Annotated in this window: 15 protein-coding genes; 8 read left to right on the forward strand and 7 right to left on the reverse strand. The window is 65.8% G+C overall.

Annotated features, from left to right (window positions below; genetic code table 11):
* Positions 1-33 precede the first annotated feature (33 nt).
* The 5 genes from RFM98_RS05925 to RFM98_RS05945 all read right to left on the reverse strand — a co-directional run bounded on the left by RFM98_RS05925 (position 34) and on the right by RFM98_RS05945 (position 6762).
* Entirely contained in the window at positions 34-1401 is a 1368-nt protein-coding gene (locus tag RFM98_RS05925; protein ID WP_320307959.1) for an FAD-dependent oxidoreductase, read from the reverse strand.
* Entirely contained in the window at positions 1398-1700 is a 303-nt protein-coding gene (locus RFM98_RS05930; protein ID WP_320307960.1) for a (2Fe-2S)-binding protein, read from the reverse strand. The genes RFM98_RS05925 and RFM98_RS05930 overlap by 4 nt, the downstream gene beginning before the upstream one ends.
* Positions 1697-3682 (reverse strand): hydantoinase B/oxoprolinase family protein, encoded by a 1986-nt coding sequence (locus RFM98_RS05935; RefSeq protein WP_320307961.1) that lies wholly within the window; start codon positions 3680-3682, stop codon positions 1697-1699. Before RFM98_RS05935 ends, RFM98_RS05930 begins: the two co-directional genes overlap by 4 nt.
* A 5-nt stretch (positions 3683-3687) precedes the next feature.
* Positions 3688-5766, reverse strand: coding sequence for a hydantoinase/oxoprolinase family protein (locus tag RFM98_RS05940; RefSeq protein WP_320307962.1), 2079 nt, complete (start codon positions 5764-5766; stop codon positions 3688-3690).
* Between the two features lie 90 nt (positions 5767-5856).
* A complete protein-coding gene (locus tag RFM98_RS05945; protein ID WP_320307963.1) occupies positions 5857-6762 on the reverse strand; it encodes a LysR family transcriptional regulator in 906 nt (301 codons plus the stop codon).
* Between the two features lie 116 nt (positions 6763-6878).
* Here RFM98_RS05945 and RFM98_RS05950 point away from each other — a divergent pair, with 116 nt between their 5' ends.
* Positions 6879-7997 (forward strand): NAD(P)/FAD-dependent oxidoreductase, encoded by a 1119-nt coding sequence (locus RFM98_RS05950; protein ID WP_320307964.1) that lies wholly within the window; start codon positions 6879-6881, stop codon positions 7995-7997.
* Between the two features lie 591 nt (positions 7998-8588).
* Positions 8589-9611: a LacI family DNA-binding transcriptional regulator gene (locus tag RFM98_RS05955; RefSeq protein ID WP_320307965.1), complete on the forward strand. Its 1023-nt coding sequence runs from the start codon at positions 8589-8591 to the stop codon at positions 9609-9611.
* 12 nt (positions 9612-9623) lie between these two features.
* Here RFM98_RS05955 and RFM98_RS05960 read toward each other — a convergent pair whose 3' ends face one another.
* Together RFM98_RS05960 and RFM98_RS05965 are read right to left on the reverse strand one after the other, a co-directional pair.
* Entirely contained in the window at positions 9624-10571 is a 948-nt protein-coding gene (locus tag RFM98_RS05960) for an alpha/beta hydrolase (RefSeq protein ID WP_320307966.1), read from the reverse strand.
* A gap of 9 nt (positions 10572-10580) precedes the next feature.
* Positions 10581-11729, reverse strand: a complete 1149-nt coding sequence (locus tag RFM98_RS05965; protein ID WP_320307967.1) for a Gfo/Idh/MocA family protein — start codon at positions 11727-11729, stop codon at positions 10581-10583.
* A 279-nt stretch (positions 11730-12008) separates the two neighbouring features.
* Between RFM98_RS05965 and RFM98_RS05970 the strand changes: the two genes are divergently transcribed.
* The 6 genes from RFM98_RS05970 to RFM98_RS05995 are packed head-to-tail and all read left to right on the forward strand — an operon-like array spanning position 12009 to position 17225.
* Positions 12009-12782: a sugar phosphate isomerase/epimerase family protein gene (locus RFM98_RS05970; protein WP_320308145.1), complete on the forward strand. Its 774-nt coding sequence runs from the start codon at positions 12009-12011 to the stop codon at positions 12780-12782.
* Between the two features lie 4 nt (positions 12783-12786).
* Positions 12787-13863, forward strand: coding sequence for a Gfo/Idh/MocA family protein (locus RFM98_RS05975; RefSeq protein ID WP_320307968.1), 1077 nt, complete (start codon positions 12787-12789; stop codon positions 13861-13863).
* Entirely contained in the window at positions 13863-14681 is an 819-nt protein-coding gene (locus RFM98_RS05980) for a sugar phosphate isomerase/epimerase family protein (protein ID WP_320307969.1), read from the forward strand. Before RFM98_RS05975 ends, RFM98_RS05980 begins: the two co-directional genes overlap by 1 nt.
* Positions 14681-15499 carry an alpha/beta fold hydrolase gene (locus RFM98_RS05985; RefSeq protein ID WP_320307970.1) on the forward strand — a complete coding sequence of 273 codons (819 nt, stop codon included), beginning with the start codon at positions 14681-14683 and terminating at the stop codon, positions 15497-15499. Before RFM98_RS05980 ends, RFM98_RS05985 begins: the two co-directional genes overlap by 1 nt.
* Entirely contained in the window at positions 15496-16218 is a 723-nt protein-coding gene (locus RFM98_RS05990; RefSeq protein ID WP_320307971.1) for a ribulose-phosphate 3-epimerase, read from the forward strand. Before RFM98_RS05985 ends, RFM98_RS05990 begins: the two co-directional genes overlap by 4 nt.
* Positions 16218-17225, forward strand: a complete 1008-nt coding sequence (locus RFM98_RS05995) for an ROK family protein (RefSeq protein ID WP_320307972.1) — start codon at positions 16218-16220, stop codon at positions 17223-17225. The genes RFM98_RS05990 and RFM98_RS05995 overlap by 1 nt, the downstream gene beginning before the upstream one ends.
* The last annotated feature ends 215 nt before the right edge of the window (positions 17226-17440 follow it).

The following is a 17440-nucleotide window of genomic DNA, read 5'->3' on the forward strand; positions in this document are numbered from 1 at the left end:
CATTGCTTGGTAGGTGGAGCCTCCGGACCTGCATCAGCCCTCTCGGAGAAAGGCGCCGATCGGCGCCGGCCGGACAGGAGCCTGCCCGCGAAACCGGCCGACAGCATCCGGTGCGCAGCCGGCTTGCGCCGCGACGAGCTCGACAGCAGCCAACTGGCAAAAGCGCCCCTGGCAGCGCCCCATGCCGACACGCGAAAGCGACTTCACCCTGTTGGCCTCGCCGCCGCCCAGATCCGCGCCCTCACGCACGGCTGCGGCGCTCACATTCTCACAGCGGCAGACGATCGCCTCATCGGGAAGTGCCCGCACCCTCTCGGCCGGCCAGGGAAAGGCGCGAGCCAGACCGCGGGCAAAGCGCTCGAGCCGCGCCAGCTTGCGCAAATCGGCGCTGGCGGAGGGCGCCGGACGTCCGAGATCGGCAAGGCACGCCGCCGCGGCAAGGCGCCCCGAGATCTCCGCGCCGTCCGCTCCGAGGAGACGGACCCCATCGCCGGCAAGGTAGACTCCGTCGCCGGCCCGACCCATCTCGTCGGTCCTTGGCAGCCATTGCCGCCACTGCTCGTCATAAATGAAAGCGCATCCCGTCAGGTCGGCCAGATGCGTCTCCGCCCGCAGGTGCCAGCCCATGCCGACCGTGTCGCATGCGGTAAGACGCTGCCGGCCGACGGCATCGCGCCAGCGTATTGCCGTTACACCCGACGCGTCGGCCTCGATACGCTCCAGCGCCACGCCCGCATGATAGCGGCCGCCAAGCCGCGCCCGCAGTGCGAGGCCGCGCAGCGTGACCACCGGCCGGGCGGCGAGTCCCCAGAACCCCTGCATCTGCTGGCGCCAGGAGGATGTATCCAGCATCGCCGCCACATTCGCTCCGGCCTTGAGGAGCTGAGCGCCGACCAGTGTCAGCAAAGGCCCCGATCCGATGAGGACGATGCGCCGCCCGAGCGCCACGCCCTGCGCCTTGAGCGCGATCTGCGCCGCACCTAGGCTGTAGACGCCGGCGCTCTGCCAGCCGGGAACCGGGGCGACGCGGTCGGACGCGCCGGTGGCAAGGATCAAGCGGTCATAGCCGATGACCTGCAGGCCGCCCTCCCCCAGCATGTGCAGCCGCCCCCCATGCACAGCGATGACGGAGCTTCCCGCGCAATAGGTGAGCCGCCCTGCTTCGGCCATTTGGTCGAAGAGCGCATGCAGCGCGCGGGCCTTGGCCGCCTCCGACCCGTAGAGCTGCTCCGGTGTGCGGACGAAGCCGGCAGGCGGGCGGCGATAGATCTGCCCGCCCGCGCGATGCCCCTCATCGATCACCACCGGGTGAAGCCCTGCCTCGACCAGCGTCGCCGCGGCCCTTATGCCAGCCGGCCCGGCGCCGGCGATTACGATCCGCGGCGATGGGGCCTCGCTCACGGCCAGTTCTCCGGCGCCGTCGTGCGCAACCGCATGCCTTCGACGACAGGCGTCGAACATGCGCGCAAACGCGGTCCCCCATCCTGCCACACCCAGCAATCCTGGCAGGCTCCTATCAGGCAGAAGCCGGCGCGTGATTCCGGCCCGAACTCCGACTTTCGCAACACATGACCTGAAGCCAGCATGGCGGTCAGCACAGTGTCGCCCGCAAGAGCAGAACGCATCTCACCGTCGAGAACGAAACGCACCTCTGCCCGGTCGCGCTCGGCCAGCCGGACGATGCGGCCGGCGGCGATCATTCCGCGGCCTCTCGCGCCGGACGCGGACGAGGCAGTTCGGGAAACCGTTCGCAGACCGCGTCGAAGGCCGCCAGGACACCTTCCGGCCCGGAGCGCCCTTTCATGCGGCGAAAAATCTCCGTCTTGGCGAAGAACCGCCAGTGGATCGGCAAGGCATCCAATATGGCGTGAAGGCGGTCATAGGTGGCCGGCGTCCACTGCGCCTCGTAGCCATCGCGCTCGGGACCGAAATGGAAATGGCCGGCGGGCGGCCGGTGCCGCGCGCGTAAATGCACCGTCGCCTGCTCATCGACCTCGCCGCCGCGGATGACGACGCCATAGTCGCGTTCGGCCGCAGCCGCCGAGAGATAGCCGCGCCGCACATCCTCAGCGACCCGCCAGGGCTCGCGCTGATGCGGATCGCCGCGCCCGCCGCCTCCGGCGGAGCGGATCTCGAGCACGTCGCCGGGCTGCAAGACCGCGGTGTCGATGTTGCCCAGCCGCCGCGCGTGCTCGGTCCCCGGATTGACGACCATATCCGACAGGCCGGCCGCCTTGCCGCCGAGCACCCCCCAGGGACGGAAGAAGCTGCGGTCGCGGTTGCGCGCCGTGATCCTGGAGTCGGGGGCAAAGACGCGGAAGGCCATCTCGGTCGCCAGCCCGCCGCGCCAACGGCCCGCACCGCCGCTATCCTTGGCGAGGCCGTATTTGACGAATTCGACCGGAGTCTCGGTCTCGGTGATCTCGATCGGTGTGTTCTTGAGATAGGCGGCATCGGCGCCCGATCCATTGGTCCCGTCGCGATGCGGCATCGCGCCGCCGCCGCCCACCACCGGGTTCACCGCCGCGATGACGCTCCGGCTGGTGCGCTCATCCGTGGTCATGACGTTGACGATGCAGTTGTTGCCGGCCGGCGCAGCAGGCAGGCGCTCCGGCACTGCCTGCGAAAAGGCGCCGAAGACCACCGAGCGCAGCCGGGAGCAGGTGAGCGAGCGCATGCCCACGGCCGCGGGGTAGACCGGGTTCAGCACCGAGCCGTGCGGCGTGATGCAGGTGAACGGCCGGGTGAGGCCCGTGTTGAGTAGGAGCTTCGGGTTGAGCGTATAGAGCACGTAGTAGACGCCGATGAGCAGCATGGTGTGGCGCGGGTCGCCGCCCGAGGGCACATTGAGCGAGGAGCCGAGCTGCGGATCGGAGCCGGTGAAGTCGAGCACCGCCTCGTCGCCCCTGATCGTCAGCGTCAGCTTCAGCCGGCACGGATTGGCCTCGACGGAATCCTCGTCCGCATAGTCGGCGAATTCCCAGGTGCCGTCGGGCATGGAGCGCAGCACGTCGCGCGCCTGCGCCTCCGCATGGTCGAGAAGAGCGGCAACGCCCTCGACGAACCCGGCCTTGCCGAACTTCCGCACCATCGCCTGGATCTTTCGCTCGCCGGTGTTGAGGGCGCCGACCAGCGCCTTGATGTCGCCGATGTTGAGATCTGGCTTGCGCACATTGGTGCTCATGATCCGCAGGATCATCTCGTCGAAGACGCCCTCCTTCACGAGCTTCATCGGCGGAAAGCGGATGCCTTCCTGATGGATTTCGGTCAGCGCCCGGCTAAGCGAGGCTGGCACCGCGCCTCCCATGTCCGTGTTGTGGATGTGGCCTCCGCTCCAGGCGACGATCTCGCCGTCGACGAAGACGGGTTTCCACAAATGGGTGTCCGGCGCATGGGTGGCGACGTAGCCGGAATATGGATCGTTGGTGAAGGCGACGTCGCCGGGCCGGTAGTCGTCCACCATGGCGATGGCGCGGCGATAGGAAAGCCCGGGATACCAGGTGGCGCCGAGTTCCATCGGGACGGCGAATGTAGCGCCCGAGCGGTCCATCAGCATCACGGTGAAGTCCTGCGTCTCCTTGACGAAAGCGGAGTGCGCGGTGCGGTGCAGCGTGTGGGCCATGTTCTCGGCCGCCGCGCGGGCATGGTTCGCCAGAACCTGAAGGTTTGTGCGGTCGAACAAGGGCATCACTCCGCGAAAGTCACAAGGAGATTGAGATGGCGGTCGACCCTCGCCTGCGTTCCGGCGGGGATAGCGAAGGTGGTGTCTTCCTGCACCACCACGGCGGGACCGTGGAATGTGCTGCCCGGCACCAAGGTCTGCCGGTCATGGAGATCGACGGTCTGGACGCTCCGGCCGGTATAGACCGGGAGCCGGCGCGCCGGGTTGGCCGGAGCGTCGATCTCCTCGGTCCGCGGGAAGGAAAGCGCCGGCCCTGCGCCTATCGCCGACAGCCGGACATTCACAAGCTCGATCGCGCCGTCCCGGTCATGGAAATCGTAGAGCTGCTCATGGGTTCGGTGGAAGGCCTTCTCGATTGCGTCCGCGTCGCCGTCCGCCAGCCATTCCGGCGAAAGGACAACCTCGATCTCGTAGCTCTGCCCAAGATAGCGCATGTCGCAGGAGAGATTGAGTTGCGCGACCGCATCATGCCCCTGCGCCGCGAGCCAGTCGCGGCCTTCTTGCGCAAGCGCCTCGAAGGCCTCGCGGATCGCCGGGAGCGAGGCGGCCGACAGCGGACTGAAGATGGTGCGGATGAAGTCGCCGCGCAGATCAGCCACCAGCCCGCCTAGCGCCGACACCACGCCGGGGCGGCGCGGCGCCATGACACGCTTCATGCCGAGCTCACGGGCAAGGAAGGCGCCTAGCATCGGGCCGCCGCCGCCAAAGGGCATCAGCGTGAAATCGCGCAGGTCGACGCCGGCGCGCGAGGCGAGTTTTTCGACCTCGACGAACATTTCCGACACCGCGATGTCGAGGATCGCCTGCGCGGTCTGCTTGACCGGGCGGCCGAGCCGGGCGGCAAGCTCGCCGACGGCGCGATGCGCCAGTCCGGTGTCGATCCTGAGCTGGCCATAGGCCATATCGCTGTGGCCCAGCCATCCGCAGACCACCATGGCGTCTGTCACCGTCGCTCGCTCGCCGCCGCGACCGTAGCAGGCGGGTCCCGGCATCGAGCCGGCCGATTCCGGTCCGACCCGTAACACACCCTGCGCATCGACGCTGGCGATCGAGCCGCCGCCGACGCCGATCGAACTGACCGACACCGATGGGATGTGGAGCGGAAACTCGCCGATCAGCTCGCCGGTGCCGAACTGCGCCTCGCCGCCGATGATGAGCGCGAAGTCGGCCGAAGTCCCGCCGATGTCGAGTGTCAGGATCTTGTCTTCGCCTGCCTGACGCGCCAGCCAAGAGGCGCCGATGACGCCAGAGGCCGTTCCCGACAGCAGCATGTTTACGCAGGCGCGCTTGCCCTCAGCGGCATTCATGACGCCGCCGTTCGATTTGGTCAGCATGGGGCGAGCTGGCACGCCGCGGTCTTTCAGCCGCGCTTCCAGCGCCGTCAGATAGCTCGAGACACGCGGGTGGACATAGCCGTTGAGGATGGCGGTCGAGCTGCGCTCATATTCGCGGATGACGGGCCAGACCTCGGCCGAGGCGAAGACGAAGAGGCCGGGCGCAAGACGGGAGATCGCGGCCTTCACAGAGGCCTCTTGCGCAGCATTGCGCCAGGCATGGAGGAAGGACACGATAATCCCTTGCGCTCCGTTCGCTTTCGCCGTCGCGACCGCCCTCTCCACCGCCGCCATATCCGGCGCGTGGGTTTCGCTCCCATCGGCGCGCATGCGGGCCGGAATGCCGAAGACCATGTCGCGCGAGATCAGCGGATCCGGCCGCGAGCAGAACAGCGAGTACATGTCCGGCATTCGAAGCCGCGCAAGCTCGATAACGTCCTCGAAGCCCGCGTTCGTAAACAGGGCAAGCTTAGCGCCTTTGCGCTGGATAATCGTGTTGATGCCGACGGTCGTGCCATGCACGAACCGGGTTGTGCGCCCAGGATCAAAGCCTTCGCGTTCAGCCAGAAGGGCGAGGCCCGTCATCAGCTCGGCCCCCGGGTCCTCCGGCGTCGTCAGCACCTTCAACGAAGCGACCCGTCCGGAACGGGATTCGAGCGCGCAGAAATCGATGAATGTCCCGCCAATATCGACGCCGAGCTTCCAGTCAGCTCCGTTCCGCGCCTCATCCGCCGCAATGGCACCATCCATGATGCGTCCCTTCCTGTTTGCCAAGCGAAAGCTGGCACGACCGGATGGTTCGGGTCCAAGACAAATGACGGAGAAGCTTATAAGTCCTGCTTATGGTTTTGCGCGATGTTCGCTCAAGACGGCGGCACAGGCCGCGCGAATTTCGTGGCGCATCATCTCATCGGCTCGCGAAAGCGCCCGTGCGCGCGAGCTAAGCAGCGCGATCGGGAGTTCCGGCCCGTTGGCGAGTGGCCTCACGGCAACTCCGGTAAATTGCTCCCACGGCAGCAGCGCGTCGACCAGGCCGACACCCAGACCGGCCTGGACAAAACTAACCGCGGAGATGGACGCATCTATCTCGAGCGACGGCGAAAGCGTGACACCCTGCGCGTGGGCTGCGTGGGCCAGTACGTCGGCAGGACGCGTGTTTCCGCGATAGGATATCAACTCCTGCCCGACGAGATCGGCGAGCATCAGCTCGGTCTTCTTCTGCAACACGTGCCCGGCAGGCAACAGGCACGCGAAGCCTATGCTCCCGATCACCTCAGCCTCGATGTCGGGCGGCAAGCGGTCGTCCATGGCCACCCCAAGGCTCGCATCGCCGGCGCGCAGCATGTCGACGATCGCGGCGATCGGGGCGCTATGGGAACGCAGCAATATGTTGGGATGCTGCTCTCGGAATCTGGTGAACGCGCGCGGCAGTATCGCCATGGCCGGCGGCGGCGAGACCGCGACCCTCACCAGTCCTGCCCGGCCGAGGCGCAGATCGGTGGTCTTGCGGCGCAGGCCCTCCAGCCCGGCCGACAGGCGCTCCGCATCGGGGAATATCTCCAGTGCGTCGGGAGTCGGCCGCAGCCGGCCTTTCACCCGCTCGAACAGCGTGAAGCCGAGCTCGTCCTCGGTGTGGAGCAGGATCTGGCTGAGCGCGGGCTGGGAAATGTTCAGCATCCGCGCCGCCGCCGTCACGGTGCCCGCGCGCATGACGGCAATAAAAACTTCGAGCTGCCGGGCTCGCATCGCAACTCCATAGGTCAAACTTATGGGTCTTGTCCAAACCCATCTTTGACGCAATGCCGCGGCGCCGGCAAGATGGGCGCATCCGAGGATCAGCCGCTCTGCGCTAAGGAACGACTATGGATGTGATCGTGCTGGGCGGCGGCCTGATGGGGACGGCTTCGGCCTACTTCCTCGCCCGGCGTGGTGCGCGCGTGACGCTAATCGAGCGCAACCGGATCGGCACCGGGGCGACCGTCGCCTCCTTCGGCAACATCCGGCGCACAGGCCGTCATCTGTCGCAGCTACCGCTGGCCCACCGCTCGCTGAGGCTGTGGGGCGAGGCCGAAAAGATGCTTGGCCGCGATGTGGAATTCCGCGCCACCGGCCACATCCGGCTGATCTTCGATGAAGGAAGCCTTGCCGACATGCGGGCCTACGCTCAAGCGGCACGGCCCTGTGGGCTCGAGTTGGAGGAACTTGGCCCAAACGAAATTTGTTCCCGTTTTCCAGGCCTCGGTCCAGGGGCGATCGCGGCGTCATTTTCGCCGCATGACGGCAGCGGCAATCCGCGGCTGATCGCGCCGGCCTTTGCCGAGGCTGCACGTAAGCTCGGCGCGGAAATCGTCGAGGGGGCCAAGGTCGAGACGATCAAGCACACGGGCTCCAGTTTCGTCGTTGCCAGTTCAAAGGGCACGTTCGCCGCCGAGTGCCTGCTCAACGCCGCCGGCGCCTGGGGCGCAGGCATCGCCGCCCAATTCGGCGAGGAGGTACCGCTCGAAGCCCGCGGCCCGCAAATGGGCGTGACCGAGCCGCTGCCACACCGGATCCTGCCTGTGGTCGGCATCTGGACGCGCGACAAGGATTATGGGGCGTATCTGCGTCAGGTGGAACGTGGCAACATCGTCTTCGGCGGCGCGGCCGAAAGGGTGGCGGTGGAGCTCGATCCCGGCCACGCGGCCGCCGACCCGATGCGGCTGCCGGTGCAGTTGCGCGCCGTCGCGCGGCTGCTGCCGGCGATCGCAAAGGCCGCGGTCATCCGCACCTGGTCGGGCTGCGAGGGCTATGTACGTGACATGCTGCCGGTCATGGGACAATCGGCGACGACGCCAGGCCTGTTCCATGCTTTCGGCTTCTGCGGGCACGGCTTCCAGCTCGGCCCAGGCGTGGGCGACGCAATGGCCGAGCTCATGATGAGCGGGCGCTGCGAAACCCCGCTCGATGATTTCAGGGTGGATCGCTTCGGCCGCGCCGTCTGAAGGATTAGTATTGATCTGGCTTGGTTTTTCTAGCTTTTAGGTAATGAAGGCCGTCGTGCGGGCCGTTAGAAATCTACGGTACTGATTTTAAAAGGAAATTTTCGACGTAAAATATTTTGAGGTCTCGTGGACTATCGAGATCGATCGGGCTTTCTGATCGCTCTCGCTGCACTGCTACGCACAATCCCGTTTCTCAAAAAGTACCGTCACGGCACCGCGGCACGCTTCAAGCTGAACACAACGGTTACTGTCCGCAGCCTATCACCCAGCGACCGAGATGAGCCGACAGCGGACTGTCGTTATAACGTGGCATTTTGCAGAAGCCGGCATTCTTGGCGCCCTGGCTTCGTCGACCGACGGCCACTCGGGCCGGTACCTGCCAGTTCGTCAAACGCTCGCTTGACTCCGGTAACGCCAGCTCCGTTAGGATTGCAAATTATGTCAATTTGCAAATTTTACGTGCGGAATAATTTCTCGCAACGCATTAAAACTTGTAAAACATGCTGTAAACTTTGGGGTTGCGTGCCGGCCACCGCGTTGGATCACTGGGCGGCACGGACTCTGATACGGAAATCCATCGCGAGGGTTTGAATGCCGATGACGCACAAGACGATGCAGGATTTCGCCCGTTCCTGTGGCGTCTCCCGGCCGACATTATCGAAATATTTCGACGATCCGACCAGCGTCAAGCCGGCGACGCAAAAGCGCATCGAGGATGCGCTGCGCTCGTCCGACTACCAGCCCAATCTCTTCGCCCGCAACCTCAACCGCAAGCGCACCCGGAGCATCGGAATCGTCGTGCCGACGGTCGCCGATCCCTTCTATTCCGAGATGGTCAGCCGGATCGAGCTTCGGCTGCGCGACGAAGGCTACTGGCCGATCGTCATCTCATCGCACGGCTCGACCGAGCTCGAGGCCGAGGCGGCACGAACCATCTTGTCGTTAAAAGTGTCCGGCGCGCTGATCGCGCCGCTCGGCCTGCGCTCGGACCACCGTGCGCTGGAGAAACTGACCCAGGCCATTCCGATCGTCTATTTCGACACGTATCTCGAAGGGAGCCCGCCGTTCGTCGGCAACAACAACGGTCAGAGCGTGTCGACCATCGTCGACTACCTGTGCAGATCCGGCGAGCCCCCAATCTATTTCGACATCCCGCACATCAACCACAACTCGCCGGAACGATTGAACAGCTATGTCAAGTCGATGAAGCGGCTCGGACAGGAGCCGGTCGTCATCGGCAACACCAAGGCCTACACCTGGGATTTCGAGCGGATCGGCTACGAGCAGATGGAGAAGATGCTGAACCAGGGCGGCCTGCCGGGCAAGACGATCCTGTGCAACAACGACCGCCTCGCCTTCGGCGTGATGGCCGCCGCCTTCTCGAGCGGGCTGAAAGTCGGCCGCAAGGCGGATTGCGACCTGCGCGTCGCGGCCCACGACGACCATCCGCTCAGCCGCTACACCTGCCCGGCGCTCACCACCATGGCGCAGGATTTCGCGGCGATGGCCGGGCGCAGCGTCGAGACGCTGCTTGCCCTGCTCGACGAGGACAGCACGGTCGTCGCGCCGAAGGTCAGACTCGACGCGACGCTGGTGATGCGCCAGTCGGCCTGATCTCAACCGACCTTAGAACGCGAGATCGAATTTTCGCCATGCGGCAACGGCCGCCTCGACCGCCTGCCGCGACGCCGGACCGTGGCGCCCCATCGAGACGAAGCCGTGAATCTGCCCCTGCCAGCGTCTGAGCGCGACCGGCACACCGTCCGCCTCCAGGCGTTGCGCGTAAGCTTCGCCCTCGTCGGCGAGGATGTCATGGCCTGCTATGGCAATGAAGGCCGGCGCGGCTCCCGCAAGGCCCCCGGCTTTGAGCGGCGAGACACGCCAGTCGTCGATATCAGCGGCGCCGCGCACATAGTGGTCGCGGAACCATGCCATGGTCGGAGCGGTCAGCCCAAAACCCTCGCCGAAGCGGCGATAGCTGTCTGCCGCCTGAGAGGCGTCCGTGTTCGGATAGAACAGCAGCTGTGCGGTCAATCGATGTGGGTCGCCCCGCGCCAATAGGGCGAGCACGGCGGCGAGATTGCCGCCGGCGCTGTCGCCGGCGACGGCGATGCGCCGCGCATTGATGCCGAGATCGTCGGCCGCATCACGGATATAGGAGAGAGCGGCTTCGCAGTCCTCGACGGCAGCCGGAAATTTGTGTTCCGGCGCCAGCCGATAGTCGGGTGAGACGACCACGCAATTCGCCATGTTGGCAAACCAGCGGCAGATCTCGTCATGCGAATCCAGATTGCCGATCACCCAGCCGCCGCCATGCAGGTAAAGCAGCGAAGGGGCGTTGGCGTCAGGCGCGCCCTGTCCGCGATAGAGGCGCAGAGTGAGTGGCCCGACTGGCCCGACAATAGTCCGCTCGCTGACAGAGGCGACCACTTCGCGCTTGCCCTGCAGCTCGGGAAAGCCATTCTCGTAAGCCCGCCGGGCCTCTTCGGGCGTGCCGGTCTCGAATGGCGGCTCGTGCGCCAGCCGGCCGAGATCGAGAACTTTTTGGGCCTGTGGATCGAGCGATACCGTCATGATCCCTCCTCAGGCGATCAGGCTTGCTGCCTCGTCTTCGCCGAGCAGCTGCGGCTGGTCGACGGTCCCCATCACAGCAACCGAGCCGCGGCTTTCTCCCGAAGCCAAGATAGCCTCCATGATCTCCAGCACATGCAGCGCAAGCTCGCCGGAAGCGCGCGGCCTCCTGCCTTCCGAAAGCGATCGCGCCAGGTCGGCGACGCCAAGCATACGGTAGTTGGCGCGATTGGGCGCGGCATAGGGCCAGTTGCGCGCGCCATAGAGTTCGCTCTCGCTTGCAAAATCCGTCCAGTCGGCGCCACGCGCGGACATCGAGACGGTGCCGCCAAAAGTGTCCGGGTCGGGAAGCCTGAGCGACCCTTCCGTGCCGTGCAACTCGATCGGGTGGTTGGAATGCTTGAAGACGTCCCAGGAGGCGCCGAAGGTTACGGTGGCGCCGGAACGGAATTCGAGCAGCGACAGGATGCTGGTCGGTGTGCCGACCTTGAAACTGGTGTTCTTATAAGGGCCTTCGGCGGTGATCAGCCGCTCCTCCTGGCCGCGCGTCGCCATCGCCATGACGCGAGCGACCGGACCGAGCAGGTTGACGAGCATCGTCAGGTAGTACGGCCCCATGTCGAAGACCGGACCGCCGCCAGGCTGATAGTAGAATTGCGGATTGGGATGCCAGTGCTCCATGCCGCGCGCCATCATGAAGGCAGTGCCGGTCACGGCGCGGCCGATCGCGCCGTCATCGACCAGCCGGCGCGCGCGGCGACCGGCAGCGCCCAGGAAAGTGTCGGGAGCCGAACCCAAGAGCAGTCCGCGCCTCGCGGCCTCGGCGATAAGCTTGCGACCGTCGCTGGCCGAGGTCGCGAGAGGCTTTTCGGTGAAGACATGCTTGCCGGCCGAAAGCGCCGAATGGGAAATGTCGAAATGCGCCGACGGAATGGTGAGGTTGAGGACGAGATCGACCTCGGGATCGGCCAGCAGCGCATCGACGCCGAGCGAGCGGATACCATATTCCTTTGCCCGAAGTGCCGCCATATCGGCGGAAATGTCGGCGCAGGCACGCAATTCCACACCGGAAAAAAGTGCGGCGTTGCGCAGATAAGTCATCGATATGTTGCCGCATCCGATGACCCCGATGCCGAGCTTCGCGCCTGATTTTGCGTGCATTTTCGTTCCCAGCCTCCCAATCCGGCAGCGTTCCGGTCTATCCTCCCGCGGGCGCGGCGGACCGTTTTTCGAGATTCGCTATACAGCATTTTAAATATTGACGCGCGTAAAATTTTTCGAGAGCATATGAAAATGCTGATACAGCATTGGAGACCGCCGGCCGTCACGCTGTTCTCCCAGCGCCAGGTCATCGAGGGCCTGACGCGGGACGGCATCAAGGACTTGAAAGGATGAAACGTGAAAGAGCTTAAAGTCGGCTGCCAGACCTTCACCTGGGAGATGCTGGGAGACCGATTCACCGGCGGCCCCGACAATCTCATCAAGGCGATCGCCGATGGCGGCTATGCCGGCATCGAGATCACCGACAGGATGATCGGCCGCTATGCCGGCAAGCCGGGTGAGTTCGCAGCTGCATTGAAGTCGTCCGGCCTGACACTGGTCTCCTTCGCATTTGGTTCCAAGAGTGGCTTTACCCTGAAGGACCAGATCGGCGCCGACCTCGATATCGCCAAGCGGTGGATCGACTTCGCCGCTGCCTTCCCTGGCGCGCTGGTCTCGATGGGCTCGGCAACCGTGGTCTCCGACGGCCCGCGCGACGACAAGTTCGCCATTGCCGCCGAAGTCTACAATAAGGCCGGCGAGATCGGCCGCAAGGCTGGGGTGAAGGTCGCGGTGCATCCAAGCTCGCATCACAACACGCTACTCTTCGACCGCGCCGATTACGACCGCATCTTCGGACTGATCGACGCCTCGCTGGTCGGTTGGGTGCCTGATACGGGCCACATATTGCGCGGCCACCGGGATATGGTCGACACGCTCACCACCTATCGTGACCGCATCCGCTATGTGCATCTGAAGGACGTCGATGCGAGCGGCACGTGGGCGATGCTCGGCAAGGGCATCTGCGATACGGCCAAGGTGATCGAGATCGCGAGCGCGGCGCCTAACTTCAATGGCTGGCTGGTGCTCGAGGAGGAATCCGAAACTGCGGCCGCCGATCCGGCAGGCGCGATCAAGACCAACCGTCAGACCATGCGCGGCTACGGAGCCTGAGACGATGATCGGCAAGAAAGACCGTCGCCTTCGTGTCGGCGTGCTCGGCTGCGGGCCGATCGCCCAGTTCGCGCATCTGGAATCCTGTGTGAAGGCTGCCAATGCCGACCTCTACGCGATCTGCGACGCGGCGCCCGATCTGCTCGCACGCATGGGCGCGACCTACGAGCCACGGAAAATGTATGGCGACTATGACGAGATGCTTGCCGATCCGGAGCTCGAAGCGGTGATCGTCGCCACCTCGGACGCCTATCACGTGCCGATGTCGATCAAGGCGCTGGAAGCCGGCAAGCATGTGCTTTGCGAAAAGCCGATCGGCGTTTCGGTCGAGGAAGGCGAGAAGCTCGCCGAGGCGGTCAAGCGTTCCGGCAAGGTGCTGCAGGTCGGCCACATGAAGCGCTTCGACCCGGCGCTGGAAGCGGCGCGCGATTTCGTTCGCGACGAGATGGGCGATATCCTGGCGCTCAAGGCCTGGTATTGCGATTCCACCCATCGCTACGCCAATACCGATGCCGTGCAGCCGCTGCCCGTCACCAGCAAGCTCGCGAAGAAGCCGGGCGGCAATCCGAAGGCCGATCTCAGGCAATATTTCATGCTGGCGCATGGTTCGCATCTGGTCGATACGGCGCGCTTCCTGTGCGGCGAGATCACGGCCGTGCGCGCGCGCCTCAACGAGCGTTTCGGCGCCTATTGCTGGTTCGTCGAGACGGAATTCGCCAATGGCGCGCTCGGCCATCTCGACCTCACCGTCGCCGTTCGCATGGACTGGCACGAAGGCTTCCAGCTCTATGGCGAGAACGGCTCGGTGATCGCGAAGACCTTCAATCCCTGGTATTTCCGCGCCAGCGAAGTCGACATCTTTCACGAGAAGGATGCGACCTCGCGCAAGCCACTCGGCGCCGACGGCCATTTCTTCCGCCGCCAGTTGGAAGGCCTCGCCGACACCGTGCTCGACGGCACGCCGCAGCGCGGCGCCACCGTCGAGGACGGGCTCGCCTCGATCCGCGCCATGGTGGCGATCGCCCGTTCGGTTGAGAGCGGCGAGCGCGTCGAACTCGCCGGCGTCACGGGAGCGGTCTGATGCAGGTCGGGGTGTTCGCCAAGACCTTCCCGGGCAGCGAGCCGGCCGGCGTGCTGGCCGCCGTGCGCGAGGCGGGCTTTGCGGTCACCCAGTTCAACCTTGCCTGCGCCGGCCTGCCGTCGATGCCGGACGCGGTTCCGGACGATGCGATCCGCGCTATCGACGCCGCCGCCAAGGCTACAAATGTCTCCCTCGTCGCGCTTTCGGGCACCTACAATATGGCGCATCCGGATAGCCGTGTGCGTGACGACGGGCTCGGGCGGCTGGCGGTCATCATCGAGACGGCGGCCAGGCTTTCGATCCCGCTCGTGACGCTCTGCACCGGAACGCGCAACGCCGAGGACCAGTGGGCGCACCATCCCGACAATGCCGACCCTTCGGCCTGGGCCGACATGGCGGGCGAGATGGAGAAGGCCCTGCCGATCGCCGAGCGCCACGGCGTCGATCTTGGCATCGAGCCGGAGCAGGCCAACGTCGTCACCTCGGCCGGCGACGCAATGCGGCTGATCGTCGAGATGGGCTCGAAGCGGCTGCGCATCGTGCTCGATCCGGCCAATCTGTTCGAACAGGCGACCGCGCGGACCGCGCGCGCCATCGTTGCCGATGCGGTCGAACGCACCGCGGGTCATGTGACGCTGGCGCATGCCAAGGATCGCTTCGCCGACGGCCGCTTCGCCACCGCCGGGCAAGGCGTGGTCGACTTTGCCGATTTCATCGCCCGGCTGAAAGCCACCGGCTTCGATGGGCCGCTGGTGACGCACGGGGTGTCGGCTGAAGAGGCACCCGGCGTCGCCCGCTTCCTGAAAGAGCTTGCGTGATGGCGACGCTGTTGCGCGACGGAGCCAGGCTGCGGATCACCGACACCGGGGCAGGCCTGGCGGTCGTCTTCCAGCACGGCCTGGGCGGCGGCGAAGCGCAGGCCGCGCAGACATTTCCCGACGGCTTCCGGCGCATCACGATCGAATGCCGCGGGCATGGCGGCTCCGGGCTTGGCGAGCGGCGGCCATTCTCGTTCGAAATGTTCGCCGATGACGTCATTGCGGCCGCCGATCGGCTTGGCCTCGACCGCTTCGTTGCCGGCGGCGTCTCGATGGGCGCGGCGATCGCGCTGCGCCTCGCCTACCACTATCCGCTACGTATCGCCGGCCTCATCCTGGTGCGCCCGGCATGGACGTTTTCCGCCGCGCCACAAAACATGCAGCCTATCGCCGAGGTCGCCGAACTCATTCTCGAACACGGGACCGACAAGGGTCGAAGGATGTTCGCGCAATCCGAGACCGCCACGCGACTCTATCACGAGGCGCCTGACAATCTTTCCTCGCTGCTCGGCTATTTCGACCGGCCCGACGCCAGGGCATTCGCGCAAGTGCTTGCCAACATCGCCGGCGACGGTCCCGGCGTTTCCGCACGCGACGCGGCCGCGCTCGACGTTCCGGCACTGGTCGTCGGCAACGCAATGGATGCCGTGCACCCGCTGTCTTCAGCCTACACGCTTGCCGCCGCGATGCCCAACGCGGTCTTTGCCGAAATCACTCCGAAAGCGCGCGACAGCGAGAAGCATTTCAGCGACTTGCACCAGCAAATCACGTCCTTCCTGCAAACGCATTCAAACGTCCGGAGTCCCATTCCGTCATGACCGCCAAGCCTCTCTCCGGTCCCGCCGCCATCGCCGCCCTGCCCCGCAACCGGCTGATCGGCGAATTCTCGCTGTGGTCGGCGGACCTCGCCAACATGGAGCGCGACCTGAAGCGGATCGAAGCCCATGCCGACCTGCATCACATCGACGTGGCGGACGCCCGCTTCACGCCCGGCTTCCTGTTCTTCCCGGACCTGGTGGCACGCATCGCCAAGCTGACGGCCAAGCCGATCCACGTGCACCTGATGGTCGAGGCGGAAATCGTCGAGGCGCAGACGCGTCAGTTCATCGAAGCCGGCGCCGACCTCGTCACCATCCATGCCGAGAATGGCGAGGCGGGCCGGCGCGCGGTGCGGCTGGCGCGTGAGCTCGGCGCCGAGGCCGGCGTGGTGCTGCGGCTGGAGACGCCGGTCACGGCAATCGTCCCCTTCCTGCCGGACGTCGCCTTCGTGACGCTTCTCGGCACCTCGATCGGCGTCAAGGGGCAGAGCCTGTCCGACAAGGCATGCCCAAGGCTGATCGAGGCGCGGGCGCTGATGAGGCAAACCGGCCGCGAAGCCGACATCATCCTTGCCGCCGATGGCGGCATCCGTCACGAGACGGTGCCGCTGCTCCGCGCCGCCGGCGCCGACACCGTGGTGCTCGGCTCTCTCGCCTTCGGCGATCCCGACCTCGCGCAGCGCATGGGCTGGCTGCACGGGCTGAAGGCCGCCGCCTGATGAGCACGCTCGCGCTGGCGTTCGATCTCGGCGGCACGGAGCTGCGCGGCGCCCTGGTCGGACGCAGCGGCGACGTCATCGCGCGCGCCTCGGAGGCAACGATGGCGGGCGCGGGATCGGAAGCGGTGATCGGCCAGATCATCGGGCTGGCGGGCAAACTGCTCAAGGAGCACCCTCAAGCCAAGGTGATCGGCATCGGCGCCTGCGCACCCGGCCCGCTCGATCCTAAGGCGGGCATCGTCATCGGGCCGCCGACGCTCTCCGGCTGGCACAATGTGCCGATGATCGACATTTTGAGCCGGCAGTTCGGCCTGCCGGTGCGGCTGGAGAATGATGCCAATGCGGCGGCGCTGGGCGAATGGCGCTACGGCGCCGGGCGTGGCTCGGAATCGCTTGTCTTCGTCACCGTGTCGACCGGCATTGGCGGCGGCGTCATCGCCGACGGCCATATCTATCATGGGCGACGCGGGCTGGCCGCCGAGATCGGCCACATGACGATCACCGGCGAAGGCGACCGCTGCTTCTGCGGCAATGTCGGCTGCTTCGAGGCGGTCGCCTCCGGCACCGCGCTTGGACGCCGGGCGACACAGCTGACCGCGCCGGGCGACGGGTCGCAGCTCCGGCGGCTTTCCCGCAACGGCGATGTTTCTGCGCGCCATGTCGTCGAGGCGGCGCGGACAGGCGAAGCGATCGCGCGCGAGCTGCTCGACGCCGAGGCGCGTTGGCTCGGCATCGGCTTCACCAACCTTTTGCATCTCTACTCGCCCGAGGTGATCGTGATGGGCGGCGGGCTGTCCAACGGTTTCGACCTCCTGGAGCCGGGGATCCGGGCAACGATCGACGAGCGCGCCATGCAAGCCTATCGCGACGTGCCGATCGTGCCGGCCAAGCTCGGCGACCGCGCCGGGCTGGTCGGCGCTGCCAGCCTTATCCTGTGGGAGGGCGAGCCGGGCACGGCGCTTTCGATGGTGCAGGACCAAGGCGCCGACACGGCCCGCACTGCATAGTCCGATCGCGCTCGACATCGCGCCATCGCTTCCGCCGATTTCACCTCGACGGGCCGACCCCCTCGGCGCGGGTGTTCTCCGACCTTACCAGCCGTCGGCGGGGCCAGCGCTTGCCTCACTCCTTGTTGCATCGCAGCACATAAAAACGAACTGCAAATCACTTTAATTATTGACGCGTGTCAAATTCTTCTAAAACATGCGGAAATGCTGGCAAG

The sequence above is a fragment of the Mesorhizobium australafricanum genome (assembly GCF_033977265.1).
GTDB lineage: Bacteria > Pseudomonadota > Alphaproteobacteria > Rhizobiales > Rhizobiaceae > Mesorhizobium > Mesorhizobium australafricanum.

Bases quoted from the DNA above. Each gene is read 5' to 3' on its own strand.
- RFM98_RS05965 (WP_320307967.1), bottom strand. From the start codon at position 11,729: ATGCACGCAAAATCAGGCGCGAAGCTCGGCATCGGGGTCATCGGATGC.
- RFM98_RS05980 (WP_320307969.1), top strand. From the start codon at position 13,863: ATGCAGGTCGGGGTGTTCGCCAAGACCTTCCCGGGCAGCGAGCCGGCC.
- RFM98_RS05950 (WP_320307964.1), top strand. From the start codon at position 6,879: ATGGATGTGATCGTGCTGGGCGGCGGCCTGATGGGGACGGCTTCGGCC.
- RFM98_RS05960 (WP_320307966.1), bottom strand. From the start codon at position 10,571: ATGACGGTATCGCTCGATCCACAGGCCCAAAAAGTTCTCGATCTCGGC.
- RFM98_RS05940 (WP_320307962.1), bottom strand. From the start codon at position 5,766: ATGGATGGTGCCATTGCGGCGGATGAGGCGCGGAACGGAGCTGACTGG.
- RFM98_RS05985 (WP_320307970.1), top strand. From the start codon at position 14,681: ATGGCGACGCTGTTGCGCGACGGAGCCAGGCTGCGGATCACCGACACC.
- RFM98_RS05990 (WP_320307971.1), top strand. From the start codon at position 15,496: ATGACCGCCAAGCCTCTCTCCGGTCCCGCCGCCATCGCCGCCCTGCCC.
- RFM98_RS05955 (WP_320307965.1), top strand. From the start codon at position 8,589: ATGCCGATGACGCACAAGACGATGCAGGATTTCGCCCGTTCCTGTGGC.
- RFM98_RS05975 (WP_320307968.1), top strand. From the start codon at position 12,787: ATGATCGGCAAGAAAGACCGTCGCCTTCGTGTCGGCGTGCTCGGCTGC.
- RFM98_RS05995 (WP_320307972.1), top strand. From the start codon at position 16,218: ATGAGCACGCTCGCGCTGGCGTTCGATCTCGGCGGCACGGAGCTGCGC.
- RFM98_RS05945 (WP_320307963.1), bottom strand. From the start codon at position 6,762: ATGCGAGCCCGGCAGCTCGAAGTTTTTATTGCCGTCATGCGCGCGGGC.
- RFM98_RS05970 (WP_320308145.1), top strand. From the start codon at position 12,009: ATGCTGGGAGACCGATTCACCGGCGGCCCCGACAATCTCATCAAGGCG.
- RFM98_RS05930 (WP_320307960.1), bottom strand. From the start codon at position 1,700: ATGATCGCCGCCGGCCGCATCGTCCGGCTGGCCGAGCGCGACCGGGCA.